Here is a 15,546-nt window from a genome sequence, read left to right as displayed (position 1 = left end):
CGAGACGTCACTGGTAGTAACCTGCGTATTGCTTGTAGAAGCTGGCGGCATCGTCGCCCCCGAAGCGCACCTGCTTGGCCATGTCGACCTTGTTGAGGACGACACCCAGGTCCTTGAGATAGCGGGATGACAACAACCGCATGGCCGCCTTGACCACCCGGTCGGTCGTCTTGCGCCAACTGACGACCAGAACGGCCGCATCCGCGCTCGCGATTATCTCGCGCGTCTCGGCGATCGGGAGAATGGGAGGGCAATCGAGGATGACGACGTCGTACTCCGCTCTCAACCGCTCGACGATCCGCGCGAAGCGCCCCCGTTCGGTCAATCGCTCGCCTTTGGCCACCGCACTGGTGATCGGCACGATGCGCATGGTGGACTCGGGTTCCTCATAGCAGGCTATGTCGGTGCCCTGCGCATGAAGCGCCTCCATCAAGCCTGGTTCGCTTTCCTGGAAACCGAACATTCGGCTGAGCTGCGCCCGTATCACGTCGCAATCGACCACGATCACGCGCTCTCCGGCCGAGGCCAATGAGCGCCCGAGGCAGGCCGAAAGCGTCGACTTGCCTTCCCCGGGGATCGCTGAGGTCATGGCGATGACCCGGCTTCCCGATCCAGAAAGATGCCGGACCGAAACGATCACGTTGCGCAGGGCTTCCGAGAACGCGCCGTCAGGGAACTCCTTCACGGTCTCCAGCGGCGATCCGGCGTGGGGGTGCACCGAGCGGAAGGCCGGGATCGAGCCGAGACCCTGGATACCCAACCGGCGCTCGACGTCCTCCATGGTCGTGAAGCCGCGATAGGAAATCTCCGAAACGATCGCGAGCATCGCACCCGCGAACAGGCCTACGACGAATCCCAGAGCCAGGTTCAGCGCGAGATTGGGCGTTACGGGCCCCGAAGGCACGCTCGCGGCGGATATCAGGCGCGCGGCGGGCTGCTCGGTGCCCGTCCCTGCGACCACCTTGTTGAGCTGCTCGAGATAGTTGCGATAGAGAAGCTGCGCGGCGTCGGCCTTCTTTTCAAGGTCGGCGAGTTCGACGAGGGCGGTATTGTCGAGGCTCAGTTGCGCACGGGTTCCGTTACGGCTTGCGAGGAGCGATGCCAGCCGCTGCGCGGACGCCCCCGCTTCCGCAGCAAGGCCTTGTACGCTGCGGTTGACTTCCGCCTCAATCTGTCGCTCGACATCGCCGATCTGGCGCCGGACCGTGACAAGGTCGGGGTTGTCGTCGAAATAGCGCTGCGAAAGCTCGCGCTCCTTCGCGACCAGTTGCGTGCGCTGAGCGATCAGCGAACCAACGACCGGGGACGAGGCGGCCGAACCGACATTGCCCGCACCGCCCGCTCGCAATTGCCCTTGCGCGCTGGCGAGGCTCGCCGCGTCGCGCGCGGCTTGCGCACGAGCGCTCGCGACTTGCTGGTTGTACGTCGAAATTTCCTGCTCGGTCAGGCCCGTGGCCGCCGAACTGATGAGGCCGTGCGCCACGCGATAGGCCTGGACTTTGGCGAAGGCCGCATTCGAGGCCCGGCTCAGTTCATCCACTTTGCCCCGCAGCGTGCGCGCTGCCTCCGCGCTGTGTTCAGCCCGCTCGCGAATGTCGTCCAATGTATAGAGACGGGCATAGGCGTTTGCGATCTGGGCCGAGCGGGCGGGCGTCAGATCGAGATAGCCGATGCGCAGATTAAGGGAATTCCCGATGCGCGTAACCGTAATCCGCTTGGTGAGGTACGTGATCGCGCGTTCACGCAATTCGCCTTGCCCGACAGCACCTGTTGCCCCTCGCCCGCTCCGTTCGACACCGAGGGCACCAAGGATGTTGTCGAGCAACGTGCGCGGATCCATAATATCGCCGCGAAACGACGCATCCCTCTCGAGCCCGGTTGCATCCAGCACTTGCCCGGCCATTTCGCGCGAACGGATGAGCTGCATCTGGGTCTCGACCTCTTCCGGACGGGTAGGACCCTCGCGCGTGGCTTCCGCATCGTCGGGAGCGACCTGTGCCGCCCCCGTGATCATCACCACATCCGCGCTTGCCGCGTAGATGCGTGGCTGCGCCGTGGTAAACACCAGCGCGAGAACGACGCATAAGGCAAGGGTCAGAACCACGACCTCGCGTCGTCGCGAGAGCATGGCCCAGAGAAGGCGCATCGTGATCGCTTCTTCGTCCTCGCGGTAGGGGCCGTCGTCTCGATGCAGCAGTTGGGGTGGCCGAGCTTGCGGCTCATAGATGGCAGGCAGGTTCACGCGACATGCTCCCTGGAATTCGGCACCGGGGTCACGGTGTCCAAACGATGCCCACGCCGGCACCAAGCGAAGTGTACGGATTGACCAGACGCGCCCCTGAAACATCCTGCTGCGTCCGGTAGAGCTGGCCCGAAACGGAAACGTGCCTGTCCAGGCGATACTGGACCTGAAGCTCGATCCGAGACCTGCGGGCCTCGCTCGCGACGTCCCGGTAGCGATCCCAGCGCATTTCCATCGCGCCGGAAATCCGCAGCCTGCGGGTCGGGTCATAATAGGCGCTGATCGCCAGCGTATCTTCGAGAATGGCTGGGACCTCAGGATTTCCGCTGTTGCGGAAGGCTCGGCTCGCCACCAGTTTCGTGGTCAGAAGCGGCGTGCAGTACCATTCCGCCTGCACCGAAAAGCTTGCTCCTGCAAAATCTCGGTAGAACGCGTTGCCATAGTTCCTGTCCTGGTATCCCAGCGCCAGTTCGACATGGAACAGGGGTGTCACCTCCCCCTCCAGGCCAAGCGCAACCGAACTCTCCCGAAAATCCCGCTCGCGTCCTTGTGCCGGGCGTATCGAAGCGTGCTCTTCCCCGGCGATCGATGCCACGACCGAAAGAAACCCCGAGAGATCGTATGCCAGTCGCACCTTCGCGCCATGCGAACGCATGTCGCGAAAGGCCTGGCTCAACCGGCCCCCATCGCCTGCGGCAAGGGGATTGAAGGTGACCCGCTGGTAGCCGGCTCCCGCCTGCAACTGGAGCCGGCCCAGATCGAATGTCAGGATTGGCGCGGCGGATATGCGATCGTAGCTCGCCGGTTCACGCGCATCGAGCGCCCCTCCCGAACTGCTACGGGGCTCGATCCGGCGCGCAAGGTCCGCCGAAAGTGCGAAGGAGAGGTTGTTCGTGATCGGCAAGCCACTGCGCCCTGCCAACCGAAACTCCTCGCTGTTCTCGCTTTCCTGGTTCGCGAAGCGACGCAGGCGTCCGGATACCGAAAGCGCCAAGGTCCGCCTTGGATCATCCAGGCTCAACGCCATTTCCGGCGTCAGGAGCAGGACACCGTCCGACCGCGCAGCCGGGGTGTTGAAGACATTGCCATCGTAGCCGGTGATGACTGCCAGGCGGGAAGCAAGAAGGAAGGGGCCGAAGCGATCCGGAGCGACCTCCAGGTCGGGCTCCGAACGGTTGCCGGCCACATCCGAGCGGGACAGCTCGGGTACGCCGCCGAACACCCAGCCGGCCCCAAGTCCTTGTGCACAGGCCGAGTAGGGGCTTGTCGATGCAAGTACCGCCAAGGCCGGGACGGCCAATGGCCGTCTCATGCCCGGCGCCCATGCCAAAGTTCGCACAAGGCATGCAGACAGGCTGCCAGTTCAAGCATGCGGATAGGCCTTTCGGTTTAACCCTAGGAAATCTCGCTAGAGAATATCCCGACTACTCCTGCAGCGCGCGCCTCAGTTGATCGGAAAGCGGCCTAATAATGTATTGCAAAATCGTCTTCTGCTGCGTCTGCACGAAGACTTCGACAGGCATTCCCACGCTAATCCGGGCGTTTCCAATCTTGCCCAGCTCGTCATCCGATATGGATATTAAGACTGGATAATACGCAGCTCCAGTAAGCGGATCGACCGAGCGGTCGGCGGCAACTTGGTCGACCTTCCCCGCCACCTCGGGCGTCGTGCGCATATTGAAGGCCGTAAACCGGACATGAGCCACGCCGCCGGCCAGAACCTGGTCGATGTCGGTCGGACGGATGTGCGCCCGAATGACGAGGCTGTCCGCCCGCGGCACGATCTCCAGCAGCGATTCGCCCGCCGGCACGACGCTGCCCAAGGTCCTCACCTTCAACTTGTCGACCACCCCGTCGAGGGGCGCGCGAATGATCGAACGATCCGCCCGATCGCGTGATTCCGCCCGTTCCTTGCGGCGCTCGGCCAGTGCCGCTTCAACCTGCCCCAGTTCGAGTGCCGCCTCGCTGCGTGTCTGGCTCTCGAGCCCGCTCATCTGCACCTCGAGTTCGCCTATCCGTGCCTTGGCTTGCGCATACCCCGCCAACGCAGCCTCGCGTTGCGCACGCACACCCACGGCGGAGCGTTCGAGCGCATTGAGCCGGTCCAGCGTCGTCAGCCTCTCGCGATAGAGGTCACGGGTCTGCTCGAGCTCCTTCTGGATGAAGCCCTGCTGTTCCGCAAAAGCGTGAATTTGACTCTCATACGTCTGCGCATCCGCCCGCGTCTGGACGATGCGCGCCTGCAACTGACGCAGCTGATCCCCGCGTGCCCGGCGCGCCAGGGCAAGGCTCGCCCGCTCATCCCGCAGCGTCGCGGCGACGTCGGCCTTACCCGCCCGCCGCATGAGTTCGGCAGGAAAGGAAATCGCGGCCCTACCCTCCTGAACCGCCCGCAGACGCGCCGCACGCGCCTCCAACTGGTCGACCCCAAGTCCCGCATAGCTCGCCAGCGCGCCTACGACTGTGCTGTCCAGACGGATCAAGGGATCGCCGGCGCGAACATGATCACCGTCCTTGACCAGGATCGCCGCCGCGACCCCGCCAAAAGGATGGGATATTTCCTTGACGTTGCCTTCCACGGTCACCTCCCCCGGAGCGATCACCGCGCCAGCGAGAGGCAGTAACGCGACCAGGCACAATACACCGAGAACAAGAACCAGGATCGCTCCCAGTCCAACGCGCACCAGGCTGGCAATGCCACGCGCATGCAATTCATCACTAGTGCATGGCAGCTCCTGGATTGCGGTGGCACTCCCCGAAAATGGCAACGTGACCGAAGGCATCGCAAGCGTCGCGTTCATAGATCCAGCTCCTCGCTGACGCGCGCCTCGGAAGGCGATGCCTGGTCCTTCTCCGATGCCTTTTGAGCTGCGCCATTGACGCGCTGCTCCGCTCGAGCCGCATCGGACCTGGACGCGTCGCCCCCGGATTGACGCAACCGCGCCTCGAATTCCTGGCGCGTTTCGAAGCTCTGCACTTTGCCGGTGTTCATCACCAGGAGATGACTGACTTGCGAGACGATGGCGGGTCGGTGTGCGATGACGATCGCGATCCCGCCGCGTTGGCGGTGCTGGCCGATCGCGTGCGCCAGCGCCTGTTCTCCCTCGTGATCGAGATTGCTGTTGGGCTCGTCGAGGACGACGAGAAACGGATCCCCGTAGAGCGCCCGGGCAAGAGCGATACGCTGCTGCTGCCCTGCCGAAAGCCCACCGCCGCCCGCCGCGATCACCCCATCGTAACCGCCATCGAGACGCACGATCAAATCATGGCAATCGGCGGCGCGGGCCGCGGCAAGAATCTTGTCGCGATCCGCGTCCGGTCGAAAGCGCGCGATGTTCTGCGCGACGGTCCCTTCGAACAGTTCGATCTTCTGCGGAACATAGCCCATGAACTGGGCAAGTTGCGTGACGGGCCACTGGTCGAGCGTCGCCCCATCGAGACGGACCGCCCCACGCGCCACGGGCCAGACCCCGCACAGCGCGCGCGCAAGGGTGGTCTTCCCCGATCCGCTACGGCCGACCACGGCAAGGGCATCCCCCGCCTTCAATTCGAAGCTCACGTCAGCCAAGGTCAGACGCTTCGATCCCGGCGGGGCGCAGGCCAGCGATCGCACGCTCAGCATGGCGCGCGGAAGCTCGAGGCCCAGAGGCTCCGGCTCGGCCGGTGCAGCCGCCATCAGATCATGCATCCGGCTCATGGCCTGCGCACAGGAAACCGCCGATTTCCAATGAGCAATCACCTGCTCCACCGGCGCAAGCGCCCGCGATGACAGGATCGAACTGGCGATGATGATGCCGCCGGTCGCCGATCCGCGGATGACAAGGTACGCGCCAAGCGCAAGCGTTGCCGACTGCAGGAACATCCGGAAGGCCTTGGTTGCACCCGACAGGGTGCTCGAGCGGGCCGAGAAGCGATCGTTCGCCTGCAAATACTCGGCCTCGGCGTCCTGCCACTGTGCCATTCGCGCGGGGCCCATGCCCAGCGCCCGCAATGTCTCGGCGTTGCGCAAGGTCGCTTCCGCAAGTCCCATGCGTCGTGCCCCCGCCTTCATCGTGTCCAGCGCGAGCGGCCCTGTCGCCTGGTTGCTGGCGATCATGAGCCCCACGAGAACCGCGACCCCCGCCAGGGCGAGAAGGCCCAGGCTCCAATGGAACACGCTCAGGATAAGCAGGTAGACCGGCACCCAGGGAAGATCGACGATCGCGAGCGGACCTGCGCCCGACAGGAAGCCGCGTACGGTATCGGCATCGCGCACGATCTGCGTGCCGTTGGGCAAGGGCCCGCGTCGCAGTTCATGGGTCGCGACCACGTTGAGCACCCGCGCGCTCGTCGCGGCAAGAAAGCGCGATCCGACATGGACCATTATCCGCCCACGAATGACGTCGAGGACCGCCTGGAAGCCATAAGCCACCATGACCAGAACGAGCAGGCTCACGAGCGAGGGGACACTGCGACTGGGCAAGACGTCGTCGTAGACAAGAAGCATGAAGAACGAGCCGGACAGAAGCAGCACGTTGAAGACACCGCTGATCGCCACCACCGGAACGATCACCAGGCCAAGCGAGCCGATCGCTTCGCGCAAGCCATCGCGAAGGCACCGTAACAGGTTCATCGCGGCGATCTCCCGCATTGCCGTGCGCCAGCGCGTGCCCGGAGCGTCAAAGCCTGACCATGCATAGTTGCGTCCTGTCTGGAACTATCTCGCGCTGCATTAGACCAGCGCACGACCTAGACCGACACAGCGAACAGCTCTGTTCCGGAGTGATTAGCAGGCAGCCAGTCCCCTCCATCGCCAATAACACGGGTAATCGACATGAGACCTTCGAGGAAAATCGGCCTTTCCCTCGCAGTCGCAACGGCGCTCATGCCGTCGCTTTCGGTCGCCGAGACACTCGGCGATGCAATCGCAGCGGCCTATTCGGGCAATCCGGAACTCCAAGGCAACCGGGACCTTGTCGCCGCATCGGACGAACAGGTCGCGCAGGCGAGAGCCGCCTATGGCCCCAGCCTTGCGCTGTCGGCCAGCCACGAATTCACCTCGGCGCGCATCCGCGGCACTCTGTTCCCGTCCAGTGACGCGGGATTTGCATCGAGTGTCGAGCTTTCACTGAACCAGCCCCTGTTCACTTCCGGGCGCATTTCCGCGGGCATCGATGGGGCGCAGGCGGCCAGCCTTTCCTTGCGCGAGGGCCTGCGCGCGCAGGGCCAGCAGCTCCTCCTCGACGTCGTGAACGCCTACGTCTCGCTGCAGCGCGACATCACGCTCCAGGCCATCGCCGTCGAGAACTACGACATCCTGCGCCAGCAGAACCAGGTCACGGCCGCGCGCTTCGCGCTGCGCGACCTGACCGAGCCGGATCTGGAGCAGACCAGCAACCGGCTCGAACTCGCCGCCGGTCGCGTGCTCGAAGCCCGTTCGGCGGTCGAGATCAGTGCCGCGCGGTACCGCCACCTCGTCGGCCATTTTCCCGACGATCTGGCACCGCTTCCCGGCCTGCCCGAACTGCCCACGCTCGAAACGCTTTACGTCGCCGCCGAGCGCTTCAACCCGCAACTGGCGAAAGCCCATCTCGTCGAGGAAGCCTCCCGCGCGAACGTCCGGGCGGCGCGTGCCGAAATGCGTCCCCAGGTCAGCGCCTTCTCGACACTCGGGCGAACGCCGCTCAGCGATTACCAGAACACCGTGCGCGAAGAAGCCGTCTCGGCCGGGATTCGCGTTTCGCTCCAGCTCTACTCGGGAGGCCTCCAGACCTCGGCCTTGCGCGAGGCCATCGCCCGCAACCTGGCGGACCAGCAGTTCACCGAGGAAACGCGCCGGGCCATGCGCGAATCGCTCGCGGCGAACTGGAGCTTCTTGCGCACGGCTCAAGCGACATTGCCGCGCTACAGGGCCGCCGTCGAGGCCGCGAAAAAGGCCGTGGATGGTGTCAAGAAGCAGGAAACGTCGGGCTATCGAACCCTGCGCGACGTGCTCGACGTCACGAACGACCTGTTGAACGCGCGAATTGCCGCCGCACGGGCGGAAGCCGACATCTATATGCGCCATGTCGCGATCCTGCGCGACATTGGTACATTGTCGATCGAAACCCTCGCCGACCTCCCCCCTTATGACCCGGATTCGCGCCGGTCCGGAGTTGCACGTTACGCCGGTCTGCCGATGCGCCTCGTGCTCGGCCCGCTCGACAGAACCTTTCTGCCTCCTGCAGGTGACGGGGCCAGGATCGACGTTGAGCAATCCGCGATCTTCGAATGGGATGGGCAGCAGGTCGATCTGCTCCAACCCGTCCTCCCGGGTTCGCCGACGACTTCGCCGGTTGTCGCGCCTTGAACGCCTCCACACATCGGCTCGAACCTTGCGTGCGCATCACGTGCGCGCAAGCGGCGCTGTGCATTCGCGATGTCACCGTCGCCGCGGCGCGCCGGTTGCGGAAAGCCACGCTTGTGATGGCCTCAGTGGCGCTACTCACCTCGAGCACGGCACCAGGCCTGACCAGCCAAGTGCAACCGCTCACCCGGGAGATTTCCTTCGTCGATCCGCTTTTCGCAGAAAGATCGCGCAGCCCGGACGTAGCCGACGCGATGCCCCTGCCCCCGCTTGCCCAGCGCGAGCAGGCCCTGGCGGTCAATGCAGCCGTACCATTCGCCGTCGGCCCGCTGACCCCGCCGCGCCCCCTGCACTGGCGGGGCTACCCACACGATCTCGAGCGGGCGATCGACTGTCTGGCCAGCGCCGAATACTACGAGGCCGGCCAGGACGAGGAAGGGCAGCGCGCGGTGGCCCAGGTCGTGCTCAACCGCGTTCGGCACCCCGCCTTCCCCAACTCGGTCTGCGCCGTCGTCTATGAAGGCGCCGCTCGCACGACCGGTTGCCAGTTCACCTTCACCTGCGACGGTTCGCTGCGACGACGGCCGATACCCGCCGCCTGGGACAAGGCACGCGGCATCGCCCGCGCGGCCCTGGGTGGCGCGGTGTTCACCGCCGTCGGCCTCGCCACCCATTACCACACGGACTGGGTCCATCCTGCATGGAGTTCGCAGCTCGCCAAGATCGCCCAAGTCCGGACCCACATCTTCCTGCGCTGGCCGGGGGCCTGGGGGCGCCCCGCTGCGTTCTCCCAAACCCCCTCGGCGAACGAACCACGCGAAGCCAAGCTTGCGCCCTACTCACCCGTGCATCGCATCGGCCTCGCGGATGGAGCGGCAGGCCCCGCGCCTGCAACCGCGCTGCGAAGCGATCATCCCGCGGTCATGGACACCCTCCCAAACGCCTTGCCCGGTCTGAACCTGCGGGGAAGCAAGCTCGCGCTCGTTCACCCGCAAGGCGATGCCTTCGGCTTCCTGCTGCCCTCGACTTATCCCGGAGCGTTCGGGCTCCTCGCCCTCGACGTGTGCCGCGCGCGGGATTTCTGCAAGGTCATGGGCTGGACCCAGCCCGATGCCATTCCCAAGGGCTTTCCGGTTCCGCTCGACAGCCGACGACGGCTGGCGTTTCTCTACGTGCACGATCGCGCCAGCCATCGTGAAGTCCTGGGCTGGGACTGCACGCTTTTCCCACGCAAGGACCCCGGGGAATGCCTGGACGAGGCGGCCACGCGCTGGGACGCGGTGATGCCCGGCCTGCATTCCTCGGACTGATGGCGCCTGCACGCACGAAAAAGGCCGGCAGGAAAACCTGCCGGCCTTTGTCTGTTTCGCGACCTTTCGGTCAGCTCGCGGGGGTGCCCCTGGCGCTTACGCGCCGGCAACCTGCGCGGTGTCGATCTTGAGGCCCGGGCCCATCGACGAGCTCATCGAGATCTTCTGGACGTACTTGCCCTTGGCGCCCGAGGGCTTCGCCTTGACGATCGCGTCGACGAATGCCGAGAAGTTCTTCTGGAGATCTTCGTCCGAGAACGACATCTTGCCGATGCCGGCGTGGATGATGCCCTGCTTTTCCACGCGGAACTCGATCTGGCCGCCCTTGGCGTCCTTCACGGCCTGCGCGACGTTCGGGGTCACGGTGCCCAGCTTCGGGTTCGGCATGAGGCCCTTGGGGCCCAGCAGCTTGCCGAGACGGCCGACGACGCCCATCATGTCCGGGGTGGCGATGACGCGGTCGTAGTCGAGGTTGCCGGCCTGCATGTCTTCCATGAGGTCTTCCGCACCGACCTTGTCGGCACCGGCGGCGAGAGCTTCCTCAGCCTTGTCACCCTTGGCGAACACGGCGACCTTGACGGTCTTGCCGGTACCGGCGGGGAGCGAGACCATGCCGCGGACCATCTGGTCGGCGTGGCGGGGATCGACGCCCAGGTTCATCGCGATTTCGATGGTCTCGTCGAACTTGGTGGTCTTGAGGTCACGCAGGGCCTGGAGCGCTTCGCCAACGGCGTAGAGCTTCATGTTGTCACCCAGCTTCGCGTTCAGCGACTTCTGCTTCTTGGTAATCTTGGCCATCAGATCAGCCCTCCACCACTTCGAGGCCCATCGCGCGGGCCGAACCTTCGATGATGCGGGTAGCCGCTTCGATGTCGTTGGCGTTGAGATCCTTCATCTTGACTTCGGCGATCTCGCTCAGCTTCGAGCGCGCGATCTTGCCGGCCGAGATCTTGCCGGGCTCCTTCGAGCCGGACTTGAGGTTCGCGGCCTTCTTGATGAGGAAGCTGGCGGGCGGGGTCTTGGTGACGAAGGTGAAGCTGCGATCCGCATAGACCGTGATGATGGTCGGGATCGGCATGCCCTTTTCCATCTCCTGCGTCGACGCGTTGAACGCCTTGCAGAATTCCATGATGTTCACGCCGCGCTGACCCAGCGCCGGACCGATCGGCGGCGAGGGGTTTGCAGCGCCCGCGGGCACCTGCAGCTTGATGTAGCCGGTAATCTTCTTGGCCATGATGGCCTCCTTTCACACTGTCGGGCGCCATCGTGACGCCCTCATGTTTAGCGGTTCGACGAGGGTGATGCCGGGGCACGCCCCTCTCCCGCCGGGAATCGCACCGGGACGGACCCGATCCAAAGGCGCGGCCATTACGCGAAAACGCCCCGAAAGAAAAGGGCCCGCGTGATCCCCCTGCAAATTCCCGCCCGCTCCCCTTCCCGCAAGGCCCATCGCAAGGTATATAACACGGTATGAATAGTCCCGCCCCCCCGTCGAATGGCGCGCCCCCTTCCGATCTCATCGCGGATCTGGGTTACATGACGCTGGGCAGCCGGTTCCGGCGCCTCGGCGAACGCCTGCAGGCGGGCGTGGCCGAAGCCTTCCGCTCCGCCGGCTACACCGTGCAACCCTCGCAAGTCCCGCTCCTTTGCGCCTTGCGCGAGGGGCCTGCGACCGTCGGCGGCCTGGTGACGCGGCTCGACATCAGCCAACCGGCGGTCACCCGCAGCCTGGGCCAGCTCGTTCGCGACGGCCTCGTGCACTCATCGGCCTCACCGCACGACGCGCGTCAACGCGAAATCCGGCTCACCCAACAAGGCACGAGCGTGATCGACGCGCTCGACGCGCGCTTCTTCCGCCACGTCGAGGCGGCGGTGGCTTCGATCTGCGCACCGCCCGCCGCGAACCTCCTCGCCTATCTCGATCGCCTTGACGCCGCGCTTGCCCGATCCCCGCTCGCCGAGCGCATCGCACAGGCGAGCGCCAACCCACCAAACGACATGCAAAGCCCCGACACATGATCGATACCGCCCTGCCCCTCCCATCCGCGCGCCCTCATTGGCAGGGCGCACAAGCCGATCTCGAGGGGCCCCTCGTGTGGAACGCGCTTCCGGGCAGGCAAGCCGCCTTCGCGGTGGGCGATGGCGATGCACGCCGCTTCCACCCCGACATCGGGCCGCTTGCCGGACTGCGCGAAAACAGTCGGGAATGCCGCCAAGCGCTTTCGCGCCTGATCCACCAGACCGGCCCACTGGCGCTTATGCAACCCGGCGCCGCACCGCATATCCCGCGCAGCGAAATCCTGCGCCAGGCCGCCGGTGTACGCATGGTGCTCTCGCCCGAAGGCGCCGCACGCATGGCGGGAGACTTCGCGCGCCGTCGCGACATGGCCGGCGTCGTGCTCGAGACGCTTGGCCCGATCGATTTCCCCGAGATGCTCACGCTCGCCACGCTGACCGAACCGGGGCCATTTTCCACGCGAACGGGTGAACTCGGGTCGTTCTGGGGTGTGCGCGAACAGGGGCACCTGATCGCGATGGCCGGCCAGCGCATCGCAACCGATGCGCTTGTCGAAGTGAGCGCGGTGTGTACCCACCCCGAGGCGCGCGGAAGGGGCCTGGCTCCCCTGCTCTCACAGCGCGTCGCACTTGCGGTGCTCGCGGACGGCCGCCTCCCGATCCTTCATTCCTACGCCGACAACCGCGCCGCACTCGCGGTCTATGCCCGCCTCGGCTTCGTGGAACAGGCGCGGCTCACACTCACGCTGTACGGCCCGGCCACCTGAAGCACGCCCCGGCCACATCAAAAAGGGCCGCGCCATGCCGGCGCGGCCCTTTTTCTGTTCGGCTAGAAGTCGCCCCGCCGATGGCAGGACGGCTCGCCTTACTTGCTGAGCTCGACGTGCTCGAAGTCGAGTTCGACCGGCGTCGCGCGGCCGAAGATCGAAACCGAGACCTTGACGCGGCTCTTGTCGAAATCGAGTTCCTCGACGATGCCGTTGAAGCTCGCGAAGGGACCTTCGAGCACCTTGACCGAATCGCCGATCTCGTAATCGACGTTGACCTGCTTGCGCGGCTCGGCAGCGGCGGCCTCGGCGGCGCCGAAGTAGCGCGCGGCCTCGGTCTCGCTGATCGCCTGCGGCTTGCCGTTGACGCCCAGGAAGCCCGAAACCTTCGGGGTGTTCTTGATCAGGTGGTAGACGTCGTCGTTGAGGCCCAGCTTGGCGAGCACGTAGCCCGGCATGGTCTTGCGTTCGACCTGGACCTTCTTGCCGCGCTTGACTTCGGTCACCGTCTCGGACGGGACCTGGATGTCCTCGACCAGTTGCGAAAGGCCCATGCGCTCGGCCTCGGCGATGATGGATTCCTTCACCTTGTTCTCGAAGCCGGAATAGGCGTGGATGATGTACCAGCGAGCCATGATTCTCTCTTTGGGTCTAAAGGTTCAGGCGATCACAGGAACGACAGCAGCGAGCTGACGACCCAACCGAAAAGCGCGTCGATGCCCAGGAAGAACGTCGCGAGCAGCACCGTCATGATGCCGACGAAAATCGCGGTCGTCACCGTCTCCTGGCGCGAAGGCCAATGGATCTTGCGCGTTTCTGCCTGAACCTGGCGCATGAATTCGCCGGGATTGATCTTGGCCATGTCCGTCGCTCTCGTGTCTCTTGCCTGATTGCGTGAACGCAATTGAATGAACTGTTCCGTGTCTTCCGGCTAGGGCTCATCGCCGTCCCGACCGGGGTCGGGATGGGCGAGCGAGCGATCTTCATGTCGGAAGAAGGGGTGATTTAGCTTCCGTTCGCCGGATTTGCAAGGTCCACCGCGTCGGGCATGCGCGCAAGGAAGGAATTGTCCGTCTCGTAGACGATATGCGCCCCGTCCGGCAGCGCCACGGGCTGTGAATTTCCTATGTACCACAAGTAGTCGGCGTGGAGCGCAGGACGGAACTTGCGCAAGTCGATCCTCTGGTAGGACGCGTAGAGAATGCGCTGGGAAGGATCGGCGAAGCTGTAGTCCTGCTCGCGCATCGAAAGCATGTGCACGTCGGGCAGCGCGAAGTTCGAGTTCTCCATCGCGCCGCGCCGCACAACGGCGTAGCTTCCGAAGTGCTCGAAGGGCCCGAAGAACCACTGGCGGATCGGGATCGCCACGGCGGTCGCCACTTTTGCGCCCTCGGGCACGTATTCGAGCGCCTTGATCAGCTGGCGCGCGGTCTGCGCGTCGCGGTACCAGACGACGGATGTAAGCGTCGTGCGCGAGACGAACAGCAGCGAGCTTGCCGCCAACAACCACACCGGCACGCGCGAACGGAAGTCGACGGCCATCAGAAGGATCATGAGCGCCGCGGTGCTGAGGCGGTAGTCCGCGTAATCGCCCCCAAAGATCTGGCGCGGCACCGCCATGGTGAGGCCGAACATGATCAGCGCCGCCCAGCCCAGGCGCGCATCGATACGGCGCACGGCGAGAGCAGCAAGCGCCACCAGCAGCACCGCGATGAGGGTCCCTATGTCGAAGATGTAGTCGTAGCTGCGAAGCGCCTTGTAGAGAATGCCCCACTTGTACTCGAGCACGCCCCAGCGGCCATAGGTGACCTTCGAATTTGCCCCCATCCCCGCCAGCATCGGCAACAGAGGGAAGATGAGCGGCCAAGGTGCCAGGAACGGGCGCCAGTCACGCCAGTTGCTGCGCCGCGACCATTCGTAGCCGAAGACCATGACGCCCAGGATGCCCCAGCCCGAGACGTGGCAAAGCCAGACCACGAAGCCGAGCGGGATCATGACGACGCGCCGCCAGGGCGAGCCCTGCATCTGCACCCACAAGGCGAAGGTGAACAGCGCGATGGCCAACGAGAGCGAATAGTTGAGGAAGCCCATCAGCAACGAGGGCGACCAGATCGTGACCATGGCGAGGATCGGGCCGAGCCCGACCCGCTTGCGCAAGGCCCAGGACACCGAGACGATGCCCAGTCCCGTCAGCGCCGGGATCAGGATGACGATGATCCGCCCCGCCATCTCGAGCCCGAACAATGGGGCCAGCGGCACCATGAGCAACTCGACGCCCAGGTTGCCGGTCCACTCCCAGTGGAACAGGAAATACCAGGTCAGGAAGGGATCGTGGCCATGGTCGAGCATGACCTTGTAGCCAGCCAGATGCGAAGGGTAGTCCGTCATCTGCGGCGCCCAGGCGACGAGCCCGGGTAAGGCTGCGAACAGCGAAAGCGCAATGCCGATCCAGAACACGAGATCGCGACTGGCCCTTGGCCCCTCTCGATTCGCGTTGGCCGCCTCCTCGGGAAGGGCTTCGGCCTGCGTGCTATCGTCCATCTGCGACTTTTCCGTCATAAACCCAAGACTGGTCCCATTCGCCTTTTGCGCCGTTCGGCCCGGCCAGAGCCCTCTTTTCAAAAGGCTGGCGCCGGCCATACGGCACTTTGCGTCGATGCCATAGTAGCGCGGGCACAATTGGCAAGTGGCGCCGCGCCAACGCACCGCGCTCGCCAGGGCACTGCACCGAAACCCCGTACGGGGAAGATCTCGCGATGTGGGAAAATGGCAGGAGTGGCAGGATTCGAACCCGCGGCCCTCGGTTTTGGAGACCGATGCTCTACCAACTGAGCTACACTCCTGTGGGGTGGCGAGCCTCTAGATGGTGCCGAGGAGGATTACAAG

At 64.9% G+C, this 15,546-nt stretch carries 13 protein-coding genes and 1 tRNA gene; 4 read left to right on the top strand and 10 right to left on the bottom strand.

Going from position 1 to position 15,546, the window contains the following annotated elements; genetic code table 11:
- Positions 1-7: 7 nt before the first annotated feature.
- The 4 genes from HT136_RS01180 to HT136_RS01165 form a co-directional block, all read right to left on the bottom strand.
- On the bottom strand, positions 8-2,242 hold the full coding sequence (locus HT136_RS01180; protein WP_214196910.1) for a GumC family protein: 2,235 nt from the start codon (positions 2,240-2,242) through the stop codon (positions 8-10).
- A gap of 31 nt (positions 2,243-2,273) precedes the next feature.
- Positions 2,274-3,554, bottom strand: a complete 1,281-nt coding sequence (locus tag HT136_RS01175) for an outer membrane beta-barrel protein (RefSeq protein WP_214196908.1) — start codon at positions 3,552-3,554, stop codon at positions 2,274-2,276.
- 112 nt (positions 3,555-3,666) lie between these two features.
- Entirely contained in the window at positions 3,667-5,043 is a 1,377-nt protein-coding gene (locus HT136_RS01170; protein ID WP_246543238.1) for an HlyD family type I secretion periplasmic adaptor subunit, read from the bottom strand.
- Positions 5,040-6,854: a type I secretion system permease/ATPase gene (locus HT136_RS01165; RefSeq protein WP_214196906.1), complete on the bottom strand. Its 1,815-nt coding sequence runs from the start codon at positions 6,852-6,854 to the stop codon at positions 5,040-5,042. Before HT136_RS01165 ends, HT136_RS01170 begins: the two co-directional genes overlap by 4 nt.
- A 252-nt stretch (positions 6,855-7,106) precedes the next feature.
- On the opposite strand from HT136_RS01165, the gene HT136_RS01160 reads away from it, so the two are divergent.
- Both HT136_RS01160 and HT136_RS01155 read left to right on the top strand, forming a co-directional pair.
- Positions 7,107-8,570: a TolC family outer membrane protein gene (locus HT136_RS01160; protein WP_214196904.1), complete on the top strand. Its 1,464-nt coding sequence runs from the start codon at positions 7,107-7,109 to the stop codon at positions 8,568-8,570.
- A 29-nt stretch (positions 8,571-8,599) separates the two neighbouring features.
- Positions 8,600-9,877 (top strand): cell wall hydrolase, encoded by a 1,278-nt coding sequence (locus tag HT136_RS01155; protein ID WP_214196902.1) that lies wholly within the window; start codon positions 8,600-8,602, stop codon positions 9,875-9,877.
- A 96-nt stretch (positions 9,878-9,973) separates the two neighbouring features.
- On the opposite strand, the gene rplA is transcribed toward HT136_RS01155, so the two are convergent.
- Both rplA and rplK read right to left on the bottom strand, forming a co-directional pair.
- Positions 9,974-10,675 (bottom strand): 50S ribosomal protein L1, encoded by a 702-nt coding sequence (rplA, locus tag HT136_RS01150; protein ID WP_214196900.1) that lies wholly within the window; start codon positions 10,673-10,675, stop codon positions 9,974-9,976.
- Positions 10,676-10,679: 4 nt separating this feature from the next.
- Positions 10,680-11,111, bottom strand: a complete 432-nt coding sequence (rplK, locus tag HT136_RS01145; RefSeq protein ID WP_214196898.1) for a 50S ribosomal protein L11 — start codon at positions 11,109-11,111, stop codon at positions 10,680-10,682.
- A 236-nt stretch (positions 11,112-11,347) separates the two neighbouring features.
- Here rplK and HT136_RS01140 point away from each other — a divergent pair, with 236 nt between their 5' ends.
- On the top strand, positions 11,348-11,896 hold the full coding sequence (locus HT136_RS01140; RefSeq protein ID WP_214196896.1) for a MarR family winged helix-turn-helix transcriptional regulator: 549 nt from the start codon (positions 11,348-11,350) through the stop codon (positions 11,894-11,896).
- The gene (locus HT136_RS01135) at positions 11,893-12,660 is read left to right on the top strand and encodes a GNAT family N-acetyltransferase (protein WP_214196894.1); all 768 of its coding nucleotides are present in this window, start codon (positions 11,893-11,895) and stop codon (positions 12,658-12,660) included. Before HT136_RS01140 ends, HT136_RS01135 begins: the two co-directional genes overlap by 4 nt.
- A gap of 98 nt (positions 12,661-12,758) precedes the next feature.
- Here HT136_RS01135 and nusG read toward each other — a convergent pair whose 3' ends face one another.
- The 4 genes from nusG to HT136_RS01115 all read right to left on the bottom strand — a co-directional run bounded on the left by nusG (position 12,759) and on the right by HT136_RS01115 (position 15,503).
- The gene (gene nusG / locus HT136_RS01130; RefSeq protein ID WP_214196892.1) at positions 12,759-13,295 is read right to left on the bottom strand and encodes a transcription termination/antitermination protein NusG; all 537 of its coding nucleotides are present in this window, start codon (positions 13,293-13,295) and stop codon (positions 12,759-12,761) included.
- Positions 13,296-13,327: 32 nt separating this feature from the next.
- The gene (gene secE, locus HT136_RS01125; RefSeq protein WP_214196890.1) at positions 13,328-13,522 is read right to left on the bottom strand and encodes a preprotein translocase subunit SecE; all 195 of its coding nucleotides are present in this window, start codon (positions 13,520-13,522) and stop codon (positions 13,328-13,330) included.
- Positions 13,523-13,665: 143 nt separating this feature from the next.
- Positions 13,666-15,201, bottom strand: coding sequence for a hypothetical protein (locus HT136_RS01120; protein WP_214196888.1), 1,536 nt, complete (start codon positions 15,199-15,201; stop codon positions 13,666-13,668).
- A gap of 226 nt (positions 15,202-15,427) precedes the next feature.
- A tRNA-Trp gene (locus tag HT136_RS01115) sits at positions 15,428-15,503 on the bottom strand.
- Between the last annotated feature and the right edge of the window lie 43 nt (positions 15,504-15,546).

The sequence above is a fragment of the Novosphingobium profundi genome (genome assembly GCF_018491765.1).
Lineage (GTDB): Bacteria > Pseudomonadota > Alphaproteobacteria > Sphingomonadales > Sphingomonadaceae > Novosphingobium > Novosphingobium profundi.
This window is presented reverse-complemented; position numbering and strand designations above follow the sequence as displayed.